This is a genomic window from Cellvibrio sp., assembly GCF_039207905.1.
Classification (GTDB): domain Bacteria; phylum Pseudomonadota; class Gammaproteobacteria; order Pseudomonadales; family Cellvibrionaceae; genus Cellvibrio.
This window is the reverse complement of the sequence record NZ_JBCECX010000027.1, coordinates 1-21,083: the sequence shown is the minus strand read 5'-3', so window position 1 is coordinate 21,083 and position 21,083 is coordinate 1. Positions and strand designations below refer to the sequence as shown.

Sequence of the window (21,083 nt, the reverse complement as noted above, 5' to 3'; positions counted from 1 at the left end):
GCGGATGCTTGGTGATGCCACATTCTTCGGTGAGTTATGGCTAGATTGGGCTTTTTTTGATCAGTACAAGTGCTTATTGCTGCAATTTTGCCGCTAACGCGGCGCGCACTAATTGGTCGCGTTCTTCTTTGGTGAGTTGAGTTAAGTCGGCATTTTTCAATTTTGCCAAGGATTCTGCCGTTTTTTTCTGATTTTGCTGCAAACGCAGTTTTTCCATGGCATCGCTAAAGGCCGCTTGAGTGTCGTAATCGGCTTTTGCCGGTTTATCTTGCCGGCTGATGGTGAGCGCATTGGCCGCTTGCAGCAAATCATGCCCTGCGACTGCCGCCAGTCGCTCGGTATCCTCTGCTCCGTAAATACCGCGCCAATAACCAATCAAGTGTGACAAATTGTAATGCGGGCGCTCGTGCAGCACTTTGAGCAGTCGCCCGAGCATCAGGCAATCAAGGTCAGTTTCATTGCCCAGCCACTCATCGTGATTGGGTTCAAGGCTGGCAAGCGTTGGGTGCGTCAGCAAAAGTGCCAGCGCTTTGCGTACCGGCGGCATTAAATACTTTCCTGCAGCGCGCGCTTGCAGCTCGGGTTGGTATGCCTTCCGACCAGTTTTGCGATAAGCCTGGGGTTCTTCGTAATGTTCGTGATAATCCGCTGGTGGCAGCTCCTGCGGAAAATCGCCGTAATCGGCGTAGGCTTCCAGTGGCGGATGCTCCCATTCCGGTTCAGTTTTTTTCGGTAGGGCGACTTTCGGTACTGTCTCTTCCGTCTTTACTGGTGTGGGTGGCGCAACAAATAACGGCTGCATCTCCCCTTTGCTTTGCTGTTCCAGAATCAGCTCTTGCAAAATGTTGCGGTTCAATCCGGTGCGAGTGGCGAGGCTTTCAAACATCAGCTCGCGAAATACCCCTTTGGGTAGGCGATCCAGCAGCGGCGCCGCGCGTTTGCTAAATGTGGCGCGACCTTCCATGGTGCGGATATTCAAACCTTCCGCGACCGCATCAAATAGATAATCCTCAAATGGCACGGCCAGCTCGATCATGTGCTCGAATTTGTCCGTGCCTATCTGGCGCACTAATGTGTCCGGATCTTCACCTTCGGGTAAAAACAGGAATTTCACTGTGCGGCCATCGGTCATGGTATCGAGTGAGGCCTCCAGTGCGCGATGGGCGGCGCTGCGGCCAGCCTTGTCGCCATCGAAACAAAATACCACTTCATTGGTGTATTTAAAGGCGCGGTCGAGATGGTCTGGCCCGCAGGCGGTGCCAAGGGTTGCCACGCCGTAGCCGATCCCAAATTGCGCCAGGCTGACCACATCCATATAGCCTTCTACCACCAACAAGCGTGGTAACTCGCGATAGGCGAGGCGCGCTTCGTACAGGCCGTAGAGTTCCTGGCCTTTGTGGAATACCGGGGTTTCGGGCGAGTTGAGATATTTGGGTTTGTCGTCGCCCAGTACGCGCCCACCAAAGCCGATTACCCGCCCGCGGGTGTCGCGGATGGGGAACATAATTCGATGGCGAAAGCGGTCGTAGAGTTTCTTTTCCTGCTCCTGATGAATCAGCATGCCGCCTTCGATCAGTAGGTGTTTGTCTTCATCATTGTGGGCAAGGCTTTTTAGCAAGTTGTCCCAGCCGGGCGGTGCGAAGCCGACGCCATAGCGCTTGGCTGTTTTGCCGTCGAGTCCGCGATTTTTTAAATAATTGACCGCGAGGTGCTTGCTTGGGTGGTGGCGCAACTGCTGCTGGTAAAAGTCATCGGCCTTTTCCAGCAGTGTATAGATGCTGCGTTTTTCTTCTTCGCGTTTTTGCTGGGCTTCAGTTTGGACTTCGCGCGGAACTTCCAATCCGGTCAGGCGAGCAAGCGATTCAACGGCTTCGGGGAAGCTGAGGCGCTCATAATCCATCACAAAACCGAGTGCATTACCGCTCGCGCCGCAACCAAAGCAATAGTAAAACTGCTTTTCCGGGCTGACGGTGAAGGAGGGGGTCTTTTCGTCGTGGAAGGGGCAGCAGGCGCTGTAGTTCTTACCGGTTTTGCGCAGCTTAACGCGACTATCGACCACATCGACTATGTCGAGGCGGTCGAGCATGTCATCGATAAAGCTTTGGGGGATAAGGCCGGCCATGGGGTTGTCGCCTGAAAAAGACAGCTAGAAGCTAGCAGTTGACGACTAATTACTCAACTTGGCTTTAAGCAGCTTGCTTACATCGCCCATATCGGCGCGGCCTTGCACTTGTGGCTTGATTAGCGCCATGGCTTTGCCCATATCGCGTGCATCGGTCACGCCGGCATCGGTCAAGGCTTTTGCAACTATGGCATCAAGCTCGGCAGCGGTTAGCTGGGCAGGAAGGTAGGCTTGGATTTCAGTGATTTCGTAAGCTTCTTGCTCGGCGAGCTCCGGGCGATTGGCGTTGCGATATTGTTGCTCGGAATCGCGGCGCTGCTTCACCATTTTGTCGAGCACGACTAAAGCGCGTGCGTCATCAACTTCGATGCGCTCGTCTACTTCGATTTTTTTGAATTCAGACATCACAAGACGCAAAACCGCGACGCGCTCTTTTTCTTTAGCGCGCATCGCGGTCTTTAAGGCATCATTTATGCGGTCTTTTAGCGTTGGTTGACTCATGAATCACCGGAGATTGAGTGAACAATTTGGGTACAGGAGTGGAACGCACAACTCGTTAATTGACAGATGCAAACAGGATAACGAGCGGAACCGGTCAAACTAATTACAACTACCGACAAAGTCGGTGGGGTTGATTAGTACAGACGGGTAAACTTTTTAGATTCGCGTTGTACCTTTTTTGCATGACGCTTAACAGCGGCAGCGGCATCACGCTTACGAACAGTAGTTGGCTTCTCGTAGCATTCACGAGCGCGAACGTCAGCCAAAATGCCTGCTTTTTCACAAGCGCGCTTGAAACGACGCAGGGCTACGTCAAATGGTTCGTTTTCTTTAAGTTTTACTGAAGGCATGCTGTTACCTTTAAAAAAGAGCTAATAAATGATGTCTTGTGGATAGCGCCAGTGCATAAATGCAGTGAAGTATCCGAGGGGTGCGGATTCTATACGCTTCTTATTGCAGCCGCAACCTTGCGCGCGCGACAGTGCTGGGTTTTCGCAATGCCAGCCTTTATCATAGCGCCCCTACGATGCCCCGGTAGCGGGTGCCCGGATTAGTAATTGCCTCCTGCGTGCAGGTTGGCCAGAGGTTGGTTTATGCGTGTATTGGGGTTGGAGACATCCTGTGATGAAACGGGTGTGGCGGTTTATGACAGCGAGCGCGGCTTGCTGGCACACACGCTTTATACCCAGATTGCCCTTCATGCGGAGTATGGCGGTGTGGTGCCGGAACTGGCCTCACGCGACCATGTGCGCAAATTGCTCCCACTTATTAATGAAGTGATGGCTAAAAGCGGTTCTACCCCTGCCGATATCGATGGTATCGCCTACACCTCAGGCCCGGGTTTGATCGGTGCGCTGATGGTGGGTGCTTCGCTGGGCCGCTCATTGGCTTATTCCTGGGGAATCCCTTCTGTTGGTGTCCATCATATGGAGGGGCATCTACTCGCGCCGATGCTGGAGGCGAATCCACCAGCGTACCCATTTGTGGCATTGCTGGTTTCCGGCGGCCATACGCAGCTAGTGAAAGTTGATGCGCTGGGTGAATACGAATTACTGGGTGAATCGATTGATGATGCGGCGGGTGAGGCATTTGATAAGGCGGCCAAAATGCTCGATCTGGATTATCCCGGCGGTCCGCAAATCGCCAAACTTGCCGAGCTCGGAGTCGAGGGGCGATTTAAATTCCCGCGCCCGATGGTAGATCGTCCCGGTTTGGATTTCAGCTTTAGTGGTTTAAAAACGGCGACGCTTACTACTGTCAATGCCAATAAACAATCCAATGGTTTACCTGACGACCAAACCTGCGCCGATATCGCCAATGCATTCCAGGCTGCCGTTGTCGATACGCTCGTGATCAAATGTAAGCGCGCGCTTGAGCAAACCGGAATGAAAACGCTGGTGATTGCCGGTGGTGTTTCTGCCAACAAAAAACTGCGCGCCGATTTGGATGCGAGCCTTGCAAGAATTGGCGCAAAAGTATTTTACGCACGCCACGAATTCTGTACCGACAATGGTGCAATGATCGCCTACGCCGGCTGCCAGCGTTTGCTTGCCGGTCAACATGAAGGTCTTGCTATTAACGTGAAAGCGCGCTGGCCGCTCAATACTCTCTCCTCACTTTAAAAGAATTTTTTATGGATATTGTTTACATCCGCGATTTGCGTATCGATACGATTATTGGCATTTACGACTGGGAGCGCGAAGTGCGCCAAACCGTAAGTATTGATTTGGAGATGGCGAGCGATATTCGCAAAGCTGCCGAAACCGACGATATCCAATACGCGTTGAATTACAAAGCGGTTTCCAAGCGTTTGATTGCCTATGTTGAAAATCGCAATGCCTTATTGGTCGAAACCCTTGCAGAAGAAATTGCACAAGTGATTCGCACCGAGTTCAATGTGCCCTGGTTGCGTTTACGTTTGAGTAAACCGGGCGCAATTCGCGGTGCGCGCGATGTTGGATTGATTATCGAGCGCGGCGCAAAGCCGGGAGCGCTGCCTGAATGACTGCGATTTATTTAAGCTTGGGCAGCAATGTTGATCGCCATAAAAATATTACGGCGGCATTGGATGCTTTGGCGGAATTGTTTGGTGTTTTGAAAATATCGTCAGTTTACGAAAGTAAATCTGTCGGCTTCGATGGCAGTAATTTTTTTAATTTGGTGGTTGGTGCTGACACGGATTTATCGATAGCTGAATTATCGGAAACCTTAAAGCACATTGAAGATGAAAATGGTCGTAAGCGCAACGGGCCAAAGTTCAGTCCGCGTACGCTGGATATTGATATCCTGACCTACGGCGACTTTGTCGGCAATGAAAGCGGAATTGAATTGCCGCGCGCCGAAATTACCAAAAATGCGTTTGTGCTTTTGCCTTTGGCTGAAATTGCTGCGGATGTATTTCATCCAGAATTACAAAAAAGCTATCGCGAGTTATGGGCGGGCTACGATCAGACTTCACAATCCCTGTGGTCGATTGATTTTGAATGGCGCGGCAAAAAAATCTCTGCCGCTTAATCTTTTGCATTAAAGCCACTTCTTAAACGCAACAATGCCAAATCCCGCTGCAATTACCAACATCGCACCTAAAGTATAAAAATAACCGTAAGGTGCGTGCAGCTCTGGCATATTGTCAAAATTCATTCCGTAGATGCCGGCAATAAAGGTGAGTGGAACAAAAATAGCGGTGATAACCGTGAGTACGCGCATAGTGTTGTTCAGTTGATGCGAGCTAATCGATAGATAACCGTTGATCAAATCCCCGCAAATTTCGTAGTACATGGTGCACAAGCCATGCAGGCGTTCGCAGCGCTCGAATAAATCCTGTAGGCCGTGTTCTATATCGCCATCTTCATCAATCAATCGTTGGGGAATATCTTTTAGCAGATTGGTCACCAATTTTTCATGGTAACTAAAAATACGTTTTAGTTTGCGCAAGCGCGATTGATAGCTGATTAATTCGCGCATGACCTCATCGTTGGGGCGCTCTTGCATTGCATCTTCCAGCTCGTTGAGCGATGGCTCAAAGGCGAGAATTGCCTCCAGATAGCGGCCAACCGAAAAACGCATAATGCGCGAGGCGAGCAAGCCGGGGCTAACTAATAGATTTTCCTGATGGGCATTTTCCCAGTAGTGAACGATACCTAAAGAGGTGCGTGGATGGCAGCTGATCAGGCAGCGATCTCCGGCAAAGAGCGCAATCGTCATCTGCTGGATGGTGAGATCTTTATTGAATTCGGTAATGCCGCGATACAAAATTAAAGTGTAGTTATCAAAGGTTTCTGTTTTAGGTGGATGACGAAAACGTTGCACGTCTTCCACTGCGAGCGGATGGCAGCCCATTGATAACAGAAATTGCTTTTCGGCAGGTTGGTCTTCATTGAGCAGGTCGATCCAGATGTAACTGTTGCTGTCACCGCGCCAGCGTTCAATTAATTCAATCCCACCTTCCAGTCGTTCACCATTTGCCGTCAGTAATTGTGTTCTTATCATTTTTACCATCGCTAAAATTAAATTGTAATCGAGCGGCCGCCATCGACAGTCAATATTTGCCCGGTAATATAAGGCGCGCTTTGTGCAAGGAATAAAATAGTCTTGGCAATATCTTGTGCTTGGCCGCGCTGCTGCAGTGGAATACGCGCGAGCATTTTTTCCTTGTTGTCATCCGACAATTTATCTTCCGGGCATTTGTTGGTGTCATCCGGCCAAAGAATTGCACCTGGCGCTATACCATTCACCCGCACCAGTGGCGCCAGCTCCTGCGCCAATGTTTTGGTCAGCATCACATTGCCTGCTTTGGCGATGGAGTAGATGCTGTGTTTTTTGAGCGGCTTGTCGGCATAAATGTCGGCGATATTAATAATGCAGCCATGATGCTCGCTCAAACTTTGTGCAAGTGCTTGCGCGAGAAAAAAAGGTGCTTTGAGATTGGAGTTAATTAAATTATCCCAATCCTCCTCGCTGGAGTTGCCAATCGGAGTTGGATAGAAACTGGATGCATTGTTGATCAATAAATCGATTCGCTGCCAACGCGCCAGTGCTTGTGTTGCCAGTTCGTTTATTTGGGTGATGCTGTTCAGATCGGCCTGAATACAAATTGCGGAATTTTCCCGCTCTTCATTCAGTTCATCTGCCAACTCCTGCGCGGATTTTTCTGAGAAATGGTAGTGGATGACCAGATTAAAACCGGCGTGATGAAGGTGCCTAACAATTTCAGCACCAATGCGTTTTGCTGCGCCGGTAACCAGCGCAACTTTTGCCTGTGTGTGTGCTACGGACATGGGCTTACCTCTGCGTTAGTTATTAGTGAATTATAATCACGCGGATGGAGCAGTGGGGTGAATTACTCTTTAGTTGAGTTTGATTTTGTTAATTGAACCAGATTTTGCAAGCGCTGGCGATTAACTTCATCGCCAAAGGCCTGGCCAGTATGACCGCCTTGCTGGATTGCTGCCATATCAATTGCTTGCGCTGCTTTTAACGCTGCACGGAAAAAATCGGCTTGCGGATATTCACGATCTTCAAAACCGGTGCGACCACGCGCGTCGGCCTCGCAACACAATAAAAATTGTTCGAAGCGCTCCGGGCGACGAAATGCATCGTTGGATTGCAATACTTTTAATATGGTTGCTGGTTTTAATTCCAATGCACGATGGCAGTGGGTATGCCACTGCGCGACCATCAATGCCAGATCTTTATAATCTTTGGGCGCTGCTATACGTCCGCACAGTTGTTTAACGAGCGGCAAACTGCGTGCTTCATGGACGATGTGGCGTGGCCACTCCTCGCGCGGTGTAGTGGCTTTGCCGAGATCATGCAGCAGCGTTGCAAAGCGAACACAGGTGCTGGGCGATAATGCTACCGCTTGTTGAAGGCTCATTAGTGTATGAACACCGGTATCAATTTCCGGATGATGGGCTGCGGTTTGCGGCACGCCAAAAAGTGCATCAATCTCTGGAAATAAACGCGCGAGTGCATCGCATGAGCGCAGGACTTCAATAAATACTTCCGGATTCGGTTCACCCAGTGCGCGCTCGGTTTCTTTCCATACGCGCTCTGCGACAAGATGGTCAACTTCGCCATCGGCCACCATGGTTTTCATCAGCGCGATTGTTTCATCGGCTACGCGAAAACCGAGGGCGTGATAGCGCGCAGCAAAGCGGGCGATGCGTAAAATGCGCACCGGGTCTTCGGCGAATGCGGGCGATACATGGCGCAAGAGCTTATCGGCGAGATCCTGCTGCCCATTGTAGGGATCGATAATCGCCCCGTTTTCATCTTCGGCCATGGCATTGATGGTGAGGTCGCGGCGGATGAGATCATCTTCCAGTGTGACTTCTTCGCCGCAATAAAAACTGAAGCCGCCGTAACCTTTTCCAGTTTTTCGTTCGGTGCGGGCGAGTGCGTATTCTTCTTTGGTTTGTGGGTGGAGGAATACCGGAAAATCTTTGCCTACCGGGACAAAACCCTGTGCTTGCATTTCTTCAGGGCTGCTACCGACTACCACCCAATCGTGTTCGGTGACGGTTCGGCCTAATAACTTATCGCGGACAGCACCGCCAACCAGATATGTTTTCATTTCGTTTTGTTATTACATCTTTTCATTAAAAGTCGGGGCACGAGTATAGGGTAATTAATTGAATAAAAAAAATGCAAAAATAACTTGTGGCTGAACAGAAATTAAATTAACCTCGCCTCAGTTTTACAAATCCTTATAACCTTAGATCAATTAATTATGTATCAGATGAACTCCATTAAGCATACCGCCTCACTGCGACCAATTTTTTGGTGCGCGGTCATGGCGCGTTGCTTGGCGGAATTTGTTGATTAGTTGAATAATCGTTATAAACAAAGGCCGCAGCATAAAAACTGCGGCCTTTTTGTTTTCAGGGTTCAGTTTTTTAATTTCAGTTTGCTGATTCTTTATTGGCAGTCTCACTGATTTTTTTTGCTGCGGTCATTCTCTCGTAGGTTGCTCATCGGGCAATAAGGAGTTATGCCGTGGCTGTGTTATTTGCATATTTTTCAGTAGTACTTATTTGGGCTACTACCCCGCTTGCTATTCAATGGAGTAGCGACAGTATTAGTTTTATGGCTGCAGCTGCGTTGCGCATTGCTATTGCGCTAGCTATTGCACTGCTTATTCATGGGCTGTTACGCAAATCCCTTGCAACTTACTGGCAGCACGCGCAGATTTATTTTGCCGCGTCGATCAGTATTTTCCCCAATATGCCGGTGGTCTACTGGGGTGTGCAATTTATTCCATCGGGTTTAGTAGTAGTGATTTTTGCGATGTCACCCTTTGTTACTGGTTTGATGACATTGCTGCTGCTAAAACAAAATCCATTCACGCTAAAAAAAGTCATTGCGCTGATGTTGGCACTGGTTGGTTTGGTCATTATTTTTTATCACCAGTTTCAATTTAATGCGCGCTCCATCTACGGCATTGCCAGCATTTTACTGTCCTGCCTGATATTCAGTTTCAGTAGTGTGTGGGTGAAAAAACTTATCCAGCAACAGGCGGTAACGCTGGATGCATTTCATCAAATCAGCGGTGCATTATTGTTTTCGCTACCGGGTTTGTTGTTGTGCTGGTGGTTAGTGGATGGTGCTTTGCCGCAAGCGGTTTCGGTTAAATCAGGTGCATCCATTCTTTATTTGGCAATCATGGGATCGCTGGTGGGCGGCGCGTTGTTTTATTTTATTTTGCAGCGCATGTCAGCATCTGCTGTATCGCTTATTACGCTGATGACACCGGTGCTGGCGATCATTATTGGCAAGCATTTAGCCGATGAGGAGTTGTCGTCGCAAACCTTGATTGGGGTGGCAATCGTCTTGTTTGCGCTGCTGTTATATCTGCCCTGGTCGATACGTGCAGTTGCAGCAAAGGTAGATGCCTGGTTGTTACATCAAATGACTAAACCTGTACCGGACGAGAGCGAAACCAGCGTGCAGGAGGAGCTTCAAAAAATTAAGGATTACGTCATTCGCTTCAAATGAGTTGTTTTGGTGCGCGCCTGAGTGGCGCGCTCGGTTTTTATGCACCATGCTTGTGCTTGCGGTAGTTTTGTTTAGGGTATGCAATCTTGTATTCAACATATAACACAATGATTTAAAAGACAAAAATAAAACTGGCTTGGTAACTGCAATATTGCCATCAAGCTAGTGTGAATCATCAATAGCTGCCTTAAAAACTAACTAGTAAAGACCATTAAGAGGAAGAACTCATGAAGATGAAACAAAAATTAGTCGCTGGTGCTATCGCTCTGTCTGCTATGGCCGGTTTTTCTGTACCAGCGGCTCACGCCGAAGTTTCTGCGGCAGTTGGGGCTGCCAACATGTACTACTGGCGTGGTTTGGATTTGGGCAACGGTGATGCACAAATCTGGGGTGATTTGAAACTTAGCGGTGCTGGTTTTTACGGCGGTGTTTGGGCTGCTTCAGGTGATGCTGCAATGGGTCAGGAATATGACCTCTACGCTGGTTACGGCAACTCTTTCGGCGATTTCAAATTTGATATCAGCTACTGGACTTACTCTTATCCAAAACCAGCTAGCGCAGTTGAGTACATTGACGGTTTGCCAGTTGATGCAACTCCAGAAGCACTGTCACCAGGTGACTTGCAAGAAGCGGTAGTAATGGTTGGTTACGGCCCGGTTGCTTTCACTTATTACGACAATATTGACACTGATTACACCTACATGACATTGGCAGCTACTTTCGGTCCTGTAACCGCTAAGTACGGTGTACATGAGGATGATCTGGCGCACGTAGATATCACCTACGCTTACAACGACAAGCTGAGCTTCACCGTTGGTAAAGTGGTAGATGATGTAGAAGGTGCTTACAACGATGAAGCCAAAATCGTAGTAGCCTTCACCCTGCCAATCGAATAAGTTTTAACGACCTAAAACTGCTCGATAAAAAGGCAAGCTTCGGCTTGCCTTTTTGCGTTACGGATTTCCCTCTCGTCTTTCTGCTTATTTTGCCCTACGTCTTATTTAAATATTAATTATATGATTTAATAAAAGATTCTTCTCCAGCCCTTATGCTGCCGCCCGAACTCTGGTTCAATGCGCGCGAAACGGCTTACATCTTTATAAGGAATCTTGCATGTCCCGCTCTCCTATCCTTGTCACTGGCGGCGCCGGTTTCATCGGCAGCCATGTCTGTGTTGAACTGATCAATAGCGGCTATTTGCCGGTGGTGGTTGATAACCTCTGCAACAGCAAGCCCGAAGCGCTCAAGCGCGTGGCGAAAATCGCCGGGGTTGAGCCGATATTTTATGAAGTGGATATCAACGACAAAGACGCCCTGCGCAAAGTATTTGCCGCCCATCAATTTGAAGCGGTAATGCATTTTGCGGGCTTGAAGGCGGTCGGTGAGTCCAACCAAATCCCGATGAAATACTACCGCTACAACGTTGCGGGAACTCTGTCGCTCACCGAAGTGATGGAAGAGTTCAAGGTGTGGAAATTGATTTTCAGTTCCTCCGCCACCGTGTATGGCGATCCGGTTTCTGTGCCTATCGATGAAAGTTTTGCTACTTCCGCTACCAATCCTTACGGTCGCAGCAAATTGATCGTGGAAGAAATTTTGACGGATATCGCCAAAGCGCCCGGCAGCCAATGGAATTTCTCGCTGCTGCGCTATTTCAATCCGGTTGGCGCGCACGAAAGTGGTTTGATCGGCGAAGACCCGGCTGGCATCCCCAATAACCTGCTGCCTTATGTGGCGCAGGTGGCGATTGGCAAGCTCAAAGAGTTGAGTGTCTTTGGCGACGACTACAACACTGTTGATGGCACTGGCGTGCGCGATTACATCCATGTGGTGGATTTGGCTCACGGTCATGTGGCTGCGCTGAAAGGTCTGGATAAATCCGGCATTGGCTGCCGCGCTTACAATCTCGGCACTGGCAGCGGTTATTCAGTGTTGCAGATGATCAAGGCATTCGAAGTGGCAAGTGGCCGCGCTGTGCCCTACAAAATTGTGCCGCGCCGTGCAGGTGATATCGCCAGCTGTTATGCCGATCCGGTGAAAGCAAAAGCCGAGTTGGGTTGGACAGCAAAATATGACCTCGCGCGTATGATGCAAGATGCCTGGCGCTGGCAGTCGCAAAACCCGAATGGTTACGACAACTAATCGTTCGCTTTAATTGCGTTATCCGAACAGCCGATGAAGGAAACTTCATCGGCTGTTTTATTTTGTGGTCACTGATTCCTTGTCGGCATCAATAAGACGTGTAACTCGTTTCATCATCAGGTGTGTTTTGGGTGTAATTGGTTGCTCGCACAGCACATTTGTGATCGGTTAGGCATAAACCCATCTCACTTTCTACCGCCGCAAGTGAGATGCCCCATCTTTTTCTGCTTTTTCAAAAGTGAGAAGAGAAAAATCGGCAAATCAGTAATGCTGGCTAGTGTGTTAGTCCATCAACACCTAACCATAATTCCAATAAAAACCTGACTCGAACCTTTGCTTACAAACTTCGCGCTGTTATGGGGTTTGGAGTGGAGTTGTGTCGCAGTCATCACAACCAGCCAGTTCCCTTTATCCGGTTGCTTCATTCGCAATAAAAATAAGATCTCGTAGAGACAGGAATGTGAGTACCCGAAGGGAAATTAGTGGAGACAATTATGCAAACCATCACCCTGGGCCGGATGCTTTTCCTGCTCTGTTCGCTACTTATTAGTCACAATCTCTTTGCCCAAACCAATCTCGCATTGAACAAAACTGCCACTGCCAGCTCGGCTCTTACGCCGGCGCTGAATGCAGTCGATGGCAATGGCGGAACCCGTTGGGAATCGACTCATGGTGTTAGCCCGAGCTGGCTGAGTGTTGATCTCGGTGCGAGCTATAACCTGTCCTCTGTCGTTATCGATTGGGAGGCAGCAAACGCGGCCAACTACGAAGTGCAGGGCTCGGTTAACGGGACTAGCTGGAATACTATCGCCAGCCGCACTGGCGGCACTTTCGGCACCCGTACCGATACGGTCGCGGCGAGCGGCACTTATCGCTACGTGCGTATTTATTGCACTCTGCGCAGCACCGGCAATGGCTGGGGTTACTCGCTGTGGGAGTTAAAGGTGTATGGCAGTGCGCCGGTGAGCAGTTCATCCACCGCAGCAGCCACCACCAATATCGCCATAGGCGCGACAGCAACGGCGAGCACGCAGTTGCAACCCGCATCGCTGGTGAATGACAACAACGCCGGCAGCCGCTGGGAATCTGCCCATGGCATAGATCCAAGTTGGATCACCCTGGATTTCGGTTCAGCGAAAACCCTGGGTTCAGTGGTAATCGATTGGGAAGCCGCTAACGCTGCTAACTACCAAGTGCAAGGCTCAAACAACAACTCTACCTGGGTTGATTTGGCGAGCCGCACCGGCGGTACTTTTGGCGCCCGCACCGATACTCTCAGTGTTAGCGGCAGCTATCGCTACCTGCGCGTTTACGCTACCCAGCGCAGCGTGACCAATCAGTGGGGCTACTCGATTTTTGAATTGAAGGTGTACGGTGCTGGTGGTACTCCGGCCAGCAGTTCACCGAGCAGTGTGGCTCCCAGCAGTGCTGCGCCAAGCAGTATTCCGGCATCCAGCCGCGCATCGTCTTCTGCACCTTCCTCTACTCCGGTGGCAGTATCGTCCAGCAGTGTGGCGACCAGCATTCCCGCTAACCTGAGTTACAAGCCGCTGTTCCCGACCCAGTTCTCGCAAGAAGTATCGCGCAACTGGCGCATCGAGCCGGACGGCACCATCGTCACCTTTGGTAGTGGCCGCGCGCGTTCACGCCACGAAGCGGAAAGTATTTTCTACACCTTCCCGTCGTTCTATCACGAGCACCGCACCTTCAAATTTGAAGTGCATGACCACACGCCCAAAGGTGAATCGCGCGTAGAGATTTTCTACGAGCCCGAGTACGCCAACTTCAACGATATTGGCTGCCGCAAAAGTTTGTTTAACCCTTACCGCTCTTACTTCGGCGATAACGGCGGCTTCACCCGCATCGCGACTGCCGATCCGGCAACTGGAAAAGGCGAGCGCTGGCGCTGTGTGGGCACCCGTTTTGTACCGGGTGAGCGCGAAGGCCAAACCACTTTGCGCACCGGCGAGTTCTACGATTTTGAATTCCAGCAATGGCTCGGCTTTACCGATACTGACCCTAAAGTTAGCGCCCAGCGCGTGTACTACACAGATACCTTCCGCATCAAATTGGGAAGCCCTGGTTTGTACATTGTTAACAACGATGAGTTGAACGCGAAGCTGTCTGCCGGTGGCGCCGCTACTGCACCACCAGTGCGTGCATTTAGAGGTATCGCCCCAGAGAATGTGATCAGCACAAGTGGTGTGTTGGTGGATTCCAGCGGTCAGGGTTATATGCCAATTCGCTCGCCACAAGCCATCGCCAAGGGCTATCAAAAGCCGTCTTACCTGATTACTAACCCGGCCAATAATGCGACTGTTACCTATCGTGAAGGCACCCAGGTGTTCACTGATTCGGTGCTGGAATACACGCCTGGTGCAGCCAGTGCGTTTGTGGTTGAGCGCCATGAATATCTGTGGACCTCATTCTTCCGTGAAGCACTGAATACTCGCTGGGAAACCCACAATGGCTTCCTCAATGGCCGCCGCATTTTCCATACGGATTTTGTGAACGGTAAACATTTTGAGGCGGGTAACCCGGACTTCACCGAGTTGGCGAATCTCTCTACCGGTTTAACGATCAACAACTCCTGCGTGGGCTGCCACGTAAATAATGGCCGCGGTACCGCGCCAGTTGCTGGTCAGCTGCCCAACACCATGGCGGTGAAAGTCAGTTCCGGCAGCACTGATGCGCAGGGTAATGCCTTGCCACACGCTTACTTCGGTAAAGTGTTGCAACCGCAATCGCGCAACAGCGGCGTACCGGCAGAAGCGACTACCAGCCTGACTTACAGCACTATCAACGGCACCTTTAACGATGGCACTGCCTATCAATTGCAGTCACCTACTTATTCGGTGCAAGTGTTGGATCAAGCGGGCGGCGCAGTGAATTTCTTCTCGCCGCGTATGGCGCAAACCATTGTTGGTTTAGGTTTGTTGGAAGCGGTACCTGAGGCGACTTTGTTGCAACGTCACGATCCAAATGACAGCAATGGCGATGGAATTTCCGGTCGCGCAGTGCAAGTGACTGATGCAAAAACCGGCGACCAACGCATCGGCCGCTTTGGCTGGAAAGCAAATATCGCCACCCTTGAGCAATTCACTGCGGATGCCTTGCATGAAGATATTGGTGTAAGCACCAGCATGTTCCAGGGGCCAGCTTGTGGTGCTAACCAAACGGCGTGTCGCAATGCCGGACCAGCAGGTATCGAGCTGAATGATGCGCGTGTGAATCTGGTGACTGTGTATATGCAAGCGCTGGGTGCTCCCGCCCGTCGCCCTGAAACCGTAAACAACGCCGATGTGATTCGCGGTGAGCAAGTGTTTGCGAACCTGGGGTGCGGCGGATGCCACACGCCAAGTATGACCACCGATTACGGCCATCCATTGGCGGAATTGCGCGGTCAAACGATCAAGCCGTACACCGACTTGTTAGTGCACGATATGGGCGCTGCCTTGGCTGATAACCTGACTGGCAATGCCGCGTTGAATCGCGAATGGCGTACACCGGCATTGTGGGGCCTGGGTTTGACTGAGGCAGTTAACGGTCATAGCCGCCTGCTACACGATGGTCGCGCACGCAATATTAATGAAGCGATCCTGTGGCACGGCGGCGAAGCAACTGCCAGCCAAGCTGCATACAAAGCGGCAACTGCAGCGCAACGCAATGATTTGATCAAGTTCCTCGAATCGCTGTAATTTTTTAAGCGATTTGCAGCAATAAAAAACTCCCGTCAGGTAACTGGCGGGAGTTTTTTTATTTTGCTTTTGAACTTCTTTTCGGTGTGCATTATTCCAAGATTGATTCCGATGTTTCATTTGTGACCGTATGCAGCATGGATGCTGCATTCGAGCCTACATGGACGTATTCACGGCGTGTCACAGAGGGAACATCGGAGTCAAGCTCTGCACATTCGTAATGCGAACAAATCAAACCAAATCTTTATCCGTAGCAAACGACAGCGCAAATGATTTCGGCCCAACATTAATCGCGCCGGTCATGCTCATCATTGACAGCATGGTTTTGATGTTGTGCTTTTTGCAGAATTCACGGAACTCAACCAGAACCGGTTCATCTTTGATTTCTTCCAACAAACCGCCGTAGCTCATGGCGATGACTTCGCTGGTCAGGCCTTGTTTGATTTGTTTTTTCACGTGCACAAATAATTTTTCCAGCGCACCTAAAAAACCTTTGCCGGTATCGATTTTATCGGTCGCACCGCGATGCAATTGCACAATCGGACGCAGGTTTAGCGCGCTCGCCAATTTAAAGTTGATCCAGGAAATATTGTTGTCGCCTTTGCGCAAATGACGGCGTTCGCGCATATACGACAAATCATTCGGAATCAAATAACCGTAAACCTGGTCGCGCATATTGTCGATTTCGCGAATGGATTTGTTTAGCGTTAATTTATCGACTTGAATGCGTCTTACCAATTCGTATACGAGTAGTGCATGGCCGGTAAACATCGACATAGAATCGTAGAGGCGAATGCGGAAGGGGGCGCGGCCTTCGCTGCGTTCCATCTCGCGGAATTTTGGTTCGTTGACCAGCGCCGCCTCAGAAACACGTTTGAATACATCGCTCTTTTTGCTGTTGATGGTCACGACTTGCACCAAGTCGTATTTCGGCAGCAGACGCTCTTTGAGGATTTCAGTCATGTCGTTGACTGACAGTGGATCAGATTGCGCTAAACCATACACATCGCGTGAGTGATTCTTGTAAAAATTCAGCATGGTTTGCGGGTCGCGATAATCCATTTCCTGCCCCTTCGCGTGGTTGATATAAATGGGCAGCACTTCAATGTTGTGTTGTTGGATAAATTTTGCGGGCAAATCGCAAGTTGAATCTACGGCAATACACGTCCTGGATGACATCATCTTTCTCCACTGGGTTACAGCATTGTTGGGTTGCCGTCCTTGATAGATTGTTCCTGTCGCTCCCGCTGCTTTTTCAACGCGCAGCAGTTGAGTTGATGGTGCCAGTATCGGCCTTATGCCAATAAAGCAGTAGTCGCATAAATCACTATGCTTTGTGAGGCGATGCGGAAGTTGTTGTGAGGCGTAGACGGCAGGGGTGTGAGCTTTGGCTTACAAGGAGGTGCGAAAATCCGCAAAATGGTTATAAAGGGAACAATAGATGCAGCGCGATTTAGTCGGTAGCGGGGAGCAGTGGAAGGCAGACACTGAAACGCGCGCCGCCCAATTCGGAGCGATGGATGCTGATTTCCCCGTCGTAGCTGCGCACAATTTCGGCGGCGACGGACAGGCCGATACCTTGGCCGGGAATACTGGTATCCAGCCGTTGGCCGCGCTCCAGAATTCGCTCGGTCTGGTCTTCCGGAACACCGGGGCCGTCGTCTTCAACATCAATCCGCAGCCAGCCATCTTCAATAGTTGAACGCATGCGCACGTGTTTATTGCCGTACTTGAAGGCGTTTTCCAGCATATTTCCCAGTAATTCCATTACATCCTGTTCGTCACCGGCGACGGTGGAATTGGGGGTGAGATCCAACTCCTGGTCCATTTTTTTGTGCGCATACACTTTTTGCAGCGCGGCAAACAACCGCTGGGCGATGGGTTCGAGGCGGGTGCGGCGGAAGGTGCCTTTTTGCTGGCTGGATACCGCGCGCTGCAGTTGGTAAGTCACCACCTGGTTCATGCGCGCCACTTGTTCGCTGGCGATCTGCTGCAACTCGCTATCGGATTCCACACTTTCCACCAGTTTGCTTTGCAGCACGGCGAGCGGGGTTTTCAGGCTGTGAGCGAGATCGGACAGGCTGTTGCGATAGCGCTGGCGCAACGCCTGTTCGCGCGCGAGTACTTGATTGAGGTTATCGACAATTCGTTGTAGTTCGCGCGGGTGTTCACCAGCGATATTGCTGGTGTCACCGCTTTGCATCGCCTTGAGCGCTTGCGCGAGTTTGCCGAGTGGACGCAAGCCCCAGCGCAGAATCAGGGTTTGGGCGATCAACAGGAAAAATCCCGCCGCGCCCAGCCAGCGCCAGAGTTGGTTGCGATAGGCTTTGAGTTCGGCGTGATACTCCTCGGCACTGTGGATCACTACAAAGTGAAAAGGCGTGGGGTTTTCGTTGGCATCTTCCCAATTGACGGTGTAGCGCGCGATAAAGTGGAGTTTGTTGGCCAGCTCTTTTTCGCTAAACAACATCCTTCCGGGGTTATCGCTTTTGGCGATGCTTTTGTAGTTGGGCGGGTCACTTAATGCGGCGGAGTTGGAGTGCCAGACCGCCTTGTTACGGTTATCAAAGACATAGCCGTAGAGGCCAGAGTTGGGGTGTTCAAAATCCGCCTCGCTGAGGGTGACTGGCAGGCGCAAGCCAACAATCAATGAGTCTTTGCTGATTGGTTCAGCTACGCTCATCAGCAAGTTGACGTGGCCGCGCAAGCGCGAGCGCTCAGCGACTTCCAAACTGTTTTCGAACGCGCGATCAAGGAAAAAACCGGTCAACCCGAGGAACAATGGCAGCAACAGCGCCGATGCCAGCAGCAGGCGCGATGCAATAGAAGAGAAGCGGGCAATGACCACCGGTTATTGCTTGTCGAGGTTGAAGCGGTAGCCAAGGCCGCGCTGGGTGCTGATTAAATTCAGAGTGCCGTCCGGATCGAGCTTTTTACGCAAACGGCCGACAAATACTTCGATCACGTTGCTATCGCGGTCGTAATCCTGCGCATACAGATGTTCAGTCAACTCGCTCTTGGAGATGTTTTTGCCCGCATGTAGCGCGAGATAGGTGAGGGTGTTGTACTCAAAACTGGTGAGTTCGACCTCGGCGTCATCGCGGTACACGCGCTTGGCGCTGGTATCAATTGAAATTGGGCCGTAGCGCAGCGTGGGCGATGCATGGCCGCTGGCGCGGCGGAGCAGGGCGTGGATGCGCGCGCGCAATTCTTCCGGATGAAATGGCTTGGTGAGATAGTCGTCGGCACCGGCTTCCAGCCCGCTCACTTTATCCTGCCAGTTGCCGCGCGCGGTCAAAATCAGAATGGGGAAATTGCGCTCTTTCGCGCGCAATTCACGGATTAATTCGGTGCCGTCCAGCAGTGGTAGGCCGAGATCAATAATCGCCAGATCGTAGTCGTATTCGCTGCCGAGGAATAAACCTTCGCGGCCATCGGCAGCGGCATCACATGCGTATTTTTCATTCGCCATCAGGCTGAGGATTTGTTCGCGCAGGGGTTTTTCATCTTCAACGATCAAAATACGCATAAAGCTGTCCTGGTTTTACGGTTAGTTGTTGTTGAGTGTACAGGATTGGCGCGGTGCCTTAGTTATTAAGCAGTTGGCCGGTTTGCCCATCCACTTTGATGACCCGCATGCGGCCGGCATTAAGCACTTTTACGCCATAAATCACGCCATCGTCATTATGCAGGGTGTTGACGCTCATGACTTGTCCGCCGACTTTATTGCGCACCAACTCGGCGGCCTCAGCGGGAGTGAATTTGGGTTCAGCTGGCGCGGTTTTGATCTTATCAGGATTGATAAGGGACTTTTCGTGTAAATCGTTGGCGTTACTGGAAGGCAGGCCTAAATCACCGCCCAGTAAATCTGGCTCGGCAGTGCCGGGCAGGGATACAAAAATTAACATTGCCAGCAGTAGTGCTGGCAAGCGCGAGAGACCCGGGCGGGTATCGAAGGTTTTTGAGTACAGCATGACAAATTCCAACAAGGAGGCGTTCGCGAAAATACAACGCCTTCACTATCGCCCGTGTTTGCGCAAAGGTCAATTTGACCAGTGCGCATTCGCTCGGGATATTAACGACGACCGCGTACGTGGACGATACGGTCGCCAGGGTGATGGCGGGTTTCGGTGTGGTAAATACGGTCATCGTAACGGTAAGTCACATCGTAACCCACCAACTGACGTTCGTACTCAGTGCGATAACGCGTGCTGCAGACTTCGCGGTCTTCATAGTGGGTAACACGACGGCTGCCACTGGCCGCATTATTACCAATCGCAGCACCAATTAAACCACCGGCGGCAGTTGCATGGCCATTGCGACCTACTTCATGGCCGATAGCTGCGCCAATCAAACCGCCAACGACTGTGCCTTTAAAAGAATCGCCGCCGCGCTGGCGTTCGCTGTAAGCCACAGTTTCAACGCGGCAGGAGTCCATCGGGACTTCCACGGCGACTGTGCGATAAATCGGCCTGCTCGACACCACGCGCGCATATTCGGTGTATTCGACTACCTGATAACTGCGATGATGATCGTGATGTCTGTGCTTATGGCGATGGTCGCGATCAGCCAGGGCATTGTTAGCCAGCAACAGGCTGCCGGCCAGGGTGCTGATTAATAACAGGCTTTTCATGATGAGATGCTCGCGTAGTTGACGGTGGCTCCGGATCGCTCGGGAGTAGGTTCAGACTAAGCTTTTTAATCTGAACAAAAACTGAAATCGCGGTGCACAAACTTGTGCGCGCCTTCGCAATCCGGATAAACCGCTGCAAAGCGGACAATTCGCTAAATAAAGCCCCGTATTCATTGAATAAAGCTGCGTGCAGCCCCAAAAACGGGCGCAAGTCGGGTTATAATCGCGCCTATTTTTTCCGAAATGTCTGCAACAGGTTGTTTCATGTCTGAATTGAACGTCAAAGAGTACATGGCCGAGCTTGGCCGCAAAGCGCGCACTGCATCCCGCGTGATTGCCGCCGCGCCTACCGCGTTAAAAAATAAAGCGCTGATTGCGATTGCCGATGAGTTGGATAAATCGCGTATTACGCTGGTAGCCGAGAACCAAAAAGATTTGGCCGCCGGTAAAGCCAATGGCCTCGATGCCGCTATGCTCGATCGTCTGGCAGTCAAGCCATCGACAATCGACGGCATGATCGAAGGTCTGCGCCAGGTTGCAGCATTGGCTGATCCCTGCGGTGAAATCACCGGCATGAGCTATCGCCCGAGTGGAATCCAGGTCGGCAAAATGCGCGTACCTTTGGGGGTGGTGGGGATTATTTATGAATCGCGCCCCAACGTGACTATCGATGCAGCGAGCCTGTGTTTGAAATCCGGCAACGCGGCCATTTTGCGTGGCGGCAGCGAAGCGATTCACTCCAACCGCGCCATCGCCGCCTGTTTGCAAGCGGGATTAAAAGCCGCTGGTTTGCCTGCCGATGTAGTGCAAGTGGTTGAGACAACTGACCGCGTTGCCGTAGGCGAATTGATTGCCATGCCGCAATTTGTGGACGTCATTGTTCCTCGCGGCGGCAAGGGTTTGATCGAGCGCATTAGCAACGATGCGAAAGTACCAGTGATCAAACACCTCGACGGTATTTGCCATGTGTACATCGACGATAAAGCCGATC

19 protein-coding genes are annotated in these 21,083 nt (G+C 51.0%); 8 read left to right on the top strand and 11 right to left on the bottom strand.

Features of this window, described 5'->3' with window-relative positions:
* Positions 1-73 precede the first annotated feature (73 nt).
* From dnaG to rpsU, 3 genes are all read right to left on the bottom strand, one after another.
* Positions 74-2,122 (bottom strand): DNA primase, encoded by a 2,049-nt coding sequence (gene dnaG / locus AAGC78_RS15655; RefSeq protein ID WP_435785036.1) that lies wholly within the window; start codon positions 2,120-2,122, stop codon positions 74-76.
* Positions 2,123-2,167: 45 nt separating this feature from the next.
* A complete protein-coding gene (locus tag AAGC78_RS15650; RefSeq protein WP_435785035.1) occupies positions 2,168-2,623 on the bottom strand; it encodes a GatB/YqeY domain-containing protein in 456 nt (151 codons plus the stop codon).
* A 134-nt stretch (positions 2,624-2,757) separates the two neighbouring features.
* The gene (gene rpsU / locus AAGC78_RS15645; RefSeq protein WP_084618192.1) at positions 2,758-2,973 is read right to left on the bottom strand and encodes a 30S ribosomal protein S21; all 216 of its coding nucleotides are present in this window, start codon (positions 2,971-2,973) and stop codon (positions 2,758-2,760) included.
* Between the two features lie 243 nt (positions 2,974-3,216).
* On the opposite strand from rpsU, the gene tsaD reads away from it, so the two are divergent.
* From tsaD to folK, 3 genes are read left to right on the top strand one after another with little or no spacing between them, the layout of a single operon-like run.
* Positions 3,217-4,245: a tRNA (adenosine(37)-N6)-threonylcarbamoyltransferase complex transferase subunit TsaD gene (tsaD, locus tag AAGC78_RS15640; protein ID WP_435785034.1), complete on the top strand. Its 1,029-nt coding sequence runs from the start codon at positions 3,217-3,219 to the stop codon at positions 4,243-4,245.
* Positions 4,246-4,256: 11 nt separating this feature from the next.
* Positions 4,257-4,628, top strand: coding sequence for a dihydroneopterin aldolase (gene folB / locus AAGC78_RS15635; RefSeq protein ID WP_435785033.1), 372 nt, complete (start codon positions 4,257-4,259; stop codon positions 4,626-4,628).
* Complete coding sequence (gene folK / locus AAGC78_RS15630; protein ID WP_435785032.1) at positions 4,625-5,137, top strand: 2-amino-4-hydroxy-6-hydroxymethyldihydropteridine diphosphokinase; 513 nt, start codon at positions 4,625-4,627, stop codon at positions 5,135-5,137. The genes folB and folK overlap by 4 nt, the downstream gene beginning before the upstream one ends.
* Positions 5,138-5,146: 9 nt before the next feature.
* Here the strand turns inward: folK and AAGC78_RS15625 are convergent, their stop codons facing one another.
* The 3 genes from AAGC78_RS15625 to AAGC78_RS15615 all read right to left on the bottom strand — a co-directional run bounded on the left by AAGC78_RS15625 (position 5,147) and on the right by AAGC78_RS15615 (position 8,198).
* On the bottom strand, positions 5,147-6,112 hold the full coding sequence (locus AAGC78_RS15625; protein WP_435785031.1) for a magnesium transporter CorA family protein: 966 nt from the start codon (positions 6,110-6,112) through the stop codon (positions 5,147-5,149).
* Between the two features lie 17 nt (positions 6,113-6,129).
* Positions 6,130-6,900, bottom strand: coding sequence for a pteridine reductase (locus AAGC78_RS15620; RefSeq protein ID WP_435785030.1), 771 nt, complete (start codon positions 6,898-6,900; stop codon positions 6,130-6,132).
* 62 nt (positions 6,901-6,962) lie between these two features.
* Complete coding sequence (locus tag AAGC78_RS15615; protein WP_435785029.1) at positions 6,963-8,198, bottom strand: multifunctional CCA addition/repair protein; 1,236 nt, start codon at positions 8,196-8,198, stop codon at positions 6,963-6,965.
* Between the two features lie 422 nt (positions 8,199-8,620).
* Between AAGC78_RS15615 and AAGC78_RS15610 the strand changes: the two genes are divergently transcribed.
* From AAGC78_RS15610 to AAGC78_RS15595, 4 genes are all read left to right on the top strand, one after another.
* Positions 8,621-9,619 carry a DMT family transporter gene (locus tag AAGC78_RS15610; RefSeq protein WP_435785028.1) on the top strand — a complete coding sequence of 333 codons (999 nt, stop codon included), beginning with the start codon at positions 8,621-8,623 and terminating at the stop codon, positions 9,617-9,619.
* A 227-nt stretch (positions 9,620-9,846) separates the two neighbouring features.
* On the top strand, positions 9,847-10,515 hold the full coding sequence (locus tag AAGC78_RS15605; protein WP_435785027.1) for a TorF family putative porin: 669 nt from the start codon (positions 9,847-9,849) through the stop codon (positions 10,513-10,515).
* A gap of 217 nt (positions 10,516-10,732) precedes the next feature.
* Positions 10,733-11,761: a UDP-glucose 4-epimerase GalE gene (gene galE / locus AAGC78_RS15600; protein ID WP_435785026.1), complete on the top strand. Its 1,029-nt coding sequence runs from the start codon at positions 10,733-10,735 to the stop codon at positions 11,759-11,761.
* A 494-nt stretch (positions 11,762-12,255) separates the two neighbouring features.
* Positions 12,256-15,459 carry a di-heme oxidoredictase family protein gene (locus AAGC78_RS15595; RefSeq protein ID WP_435785025.1) on the top strand — a complete coding sequence of 1,068 codons (3,204 nt, stop codon included), beginning with the start codon at positions 12,256-12,258 and terminating at the stop codon, positions 15,457-15,459.
* A gap of 231 nt (positions 15,460-15,690) precedes the next feature.
* Here the strand turns inward: AAGC78_RS15595 and AAGC78_RS15590 are convergent, their stop codons facing one another.
* From AAGC78_RS15590 to AAGC78_RS15570, 5 genes are all read right to left on the bottom strand, one after another.
* Positions 15,691-16,641: a DegV family protein gene (locus AAGC78_RS15590; RefSeq protein ID WP_435785024.1), complete on the bottom strand. Its 951-nt coding sequence runs from the start codon at positions 16,639-16,641 to the stop codon at positions 15,691-15,693.
* Positions 16,642-16,912: 271 nt separating this feature from the next.
* A complete protein-coding gene (locus AAGC78_RS15585) occupies positions 16,913-18,307 on the bottom strand; it encodes an ATP-binding protein (protein ID WP_435785023.1) in 1,395 nt (464 codons plus the stop codon).
* A 3-nt stretch (positions 18,308-18,310) separates the two neighbouring features.
* Positions 18,311-18,988: a response regulator transcription factor gene (locus AAGC78_RS15580; protein WP_435785022.1), complete on the bottom strand. Its 678-nt coding sequence runs from the start codon at positions 18,986-18,988 to the stop codon at positions 18,311-18,313.
* 58 nt (positions 18,989-19,046) lie between these two features.
* Complete coding sequence (locus AAGC78_RS15575; protein ID WP_435785021.1) at positions 19,047-19,433, bottom strand: PepSY domain-containing protein; 387 nt, start codon at positions 19,431-19,433, stop codon at positions 19,047-19,049.
* A 101-nt stretch (positions 19,434-19,534) separates the two neighbouring features.
* Positions 19,535-20,092, bottom strand: a complete 558-nt coding sequence (locus AAGC78_RS15570; protein WP_435785020.1) for a glycine zipper 2TM domain-containing protein — start codon at positions 20,090-20,092, stop codon at positions 19,535-19,537.
* Positions 20,093-20,365: 273 nt separating this feature from the next.
* Between AAGC78_RS15570 and AAGC78_RS15565 the strand changes: the two genes are divergently transcribed.
* A partial coding sequence (locus tag AAGC78_RS15565; protein WP_435785071.1) for a glutamate-5-semialdehyde dehydrogenase occupies positions 20,366-21,083 on the top strand: 718 nt, incomplete at its 3' end.

What these genes read in the sequence shown, in the direction of transcription:
- dnaG (WP_435785036.1), bottom strand. Translation starts at nt 2,122, where the DNA reads ATGGCCGGCCTTATCCCCCAAAGCTTTATCGATGACATGCTCGACCGC.
- AAGC78_RS15650 (WP_435785035.1), bottom strand. Translation starts at nt 2,623, where the DNA reads ATGAGTCAACCAACGCTAAAAGACCGCATAAATGATGCCTTAAAGACC.
- rpsU (WP_084618192.1), bottom strand. Translation starts at nt 2,973, where the DNA reads ATGCCTTCAGTAAAACTTAAAGAAAACGAACCATTTGACGTAGCCCTG.
- tsaD (WP_435785034.1), top strand. Translation starts at nt 3,217, where the DNA reads ATGCGTGTATTGGGGTTGGAGACATCCTGTGATGAAACGGGTGTGGCG.
- folB (WP_435785033.1), top strand. Translation starts at nt 4,257, where the DNA reads ATGGATATTGTTTACATCCGCGATTTGCGTATCGATACGATTATTGGC.
- folK (WP_435785032.1), top strand. Translation starts at nt 4,625, where the DNA reads ATGACTGCGATTTATTTAAGCTTGGGCAGCAATGTTGATCGCCATAAA.
- AAGC78_RS15625 (WP_435785031.1), bottom strand. Translation starts at nt 6,112, where the DNA reads ATGATAAGAACACAATTACTGACGGCAAATGGTGAACGACTGGAAGGT.
- AAGC78_RS15620 (WP_435785030.1), bottom strand. Translation starts at nt 6,900, where the DNA reads ATGTCCGTAGCACACACACAGGCAAAAGTTGCGCTGGTTACCGGCGCA.
- AAGC78_RS15615 (WP_435785029.1), bottom strand. Translation starts at nt 8,198, where the DNA reads ATGAAAACATATCTGGTTGGCGGTGCTGTCCGCGATAAGTTATTAGGC.
- AAGC78_RS15605 (WP_435785027.1), top strand. Translation starts at nt 9,847, where the DNA reads ATGAAGATGAAACAAAAATTAGTCGCTGGTGCTATCGCTCTGTCTGCT.
- galE (WP_435785026.1), top strand. Translation starts at nt 10,733, where the DNA reads ATGTCCCGCTCTCCTATCCTTGTCACTGGCGGCGCCGGTTTCATCGGC.
- AAGC78_RS15595 (WP_435785025.1), top strand. Translation starts at nt 12,256, where the DNA reads ATGCAAACCATCACCCTGGGCCGGATGCTTTTCCTGCTCTGTTCGCTA.
- AAGC78_RS15590 (WP_435785024.1), bottom strand. Translation starts at nt 16,641, where the DNA reads ATGATGTCATCCAGGACGTGTATTGCCGTAGATTCAACTTGCGATTTG.
- AAGC78_RS15580 (WP_435785022.1), bottom strand. Translation starts at nt 18,988, where the DNA reads ATGCGTATTTTGATCGTTGAAGATGAAAAACCCCTGCGCGAACAAATC.
- AAGC78_RS15575 (WP_435785021.1), bottom strand. Translation starts at nt 19,433, where the DNA reads ATGCTGTACTCAAAAACCTTCGATACCCGCCCGGGTCTCTCGCGCTTG.
- AAGC78_RS15570 (WP_435785020.1), bottom strand. Translation starts at nt 20,092, where the DNA reads ATGAAAAGCCTGTTATTAATCAGCACCCTGGCCGGCAGCCTGTTGCTG.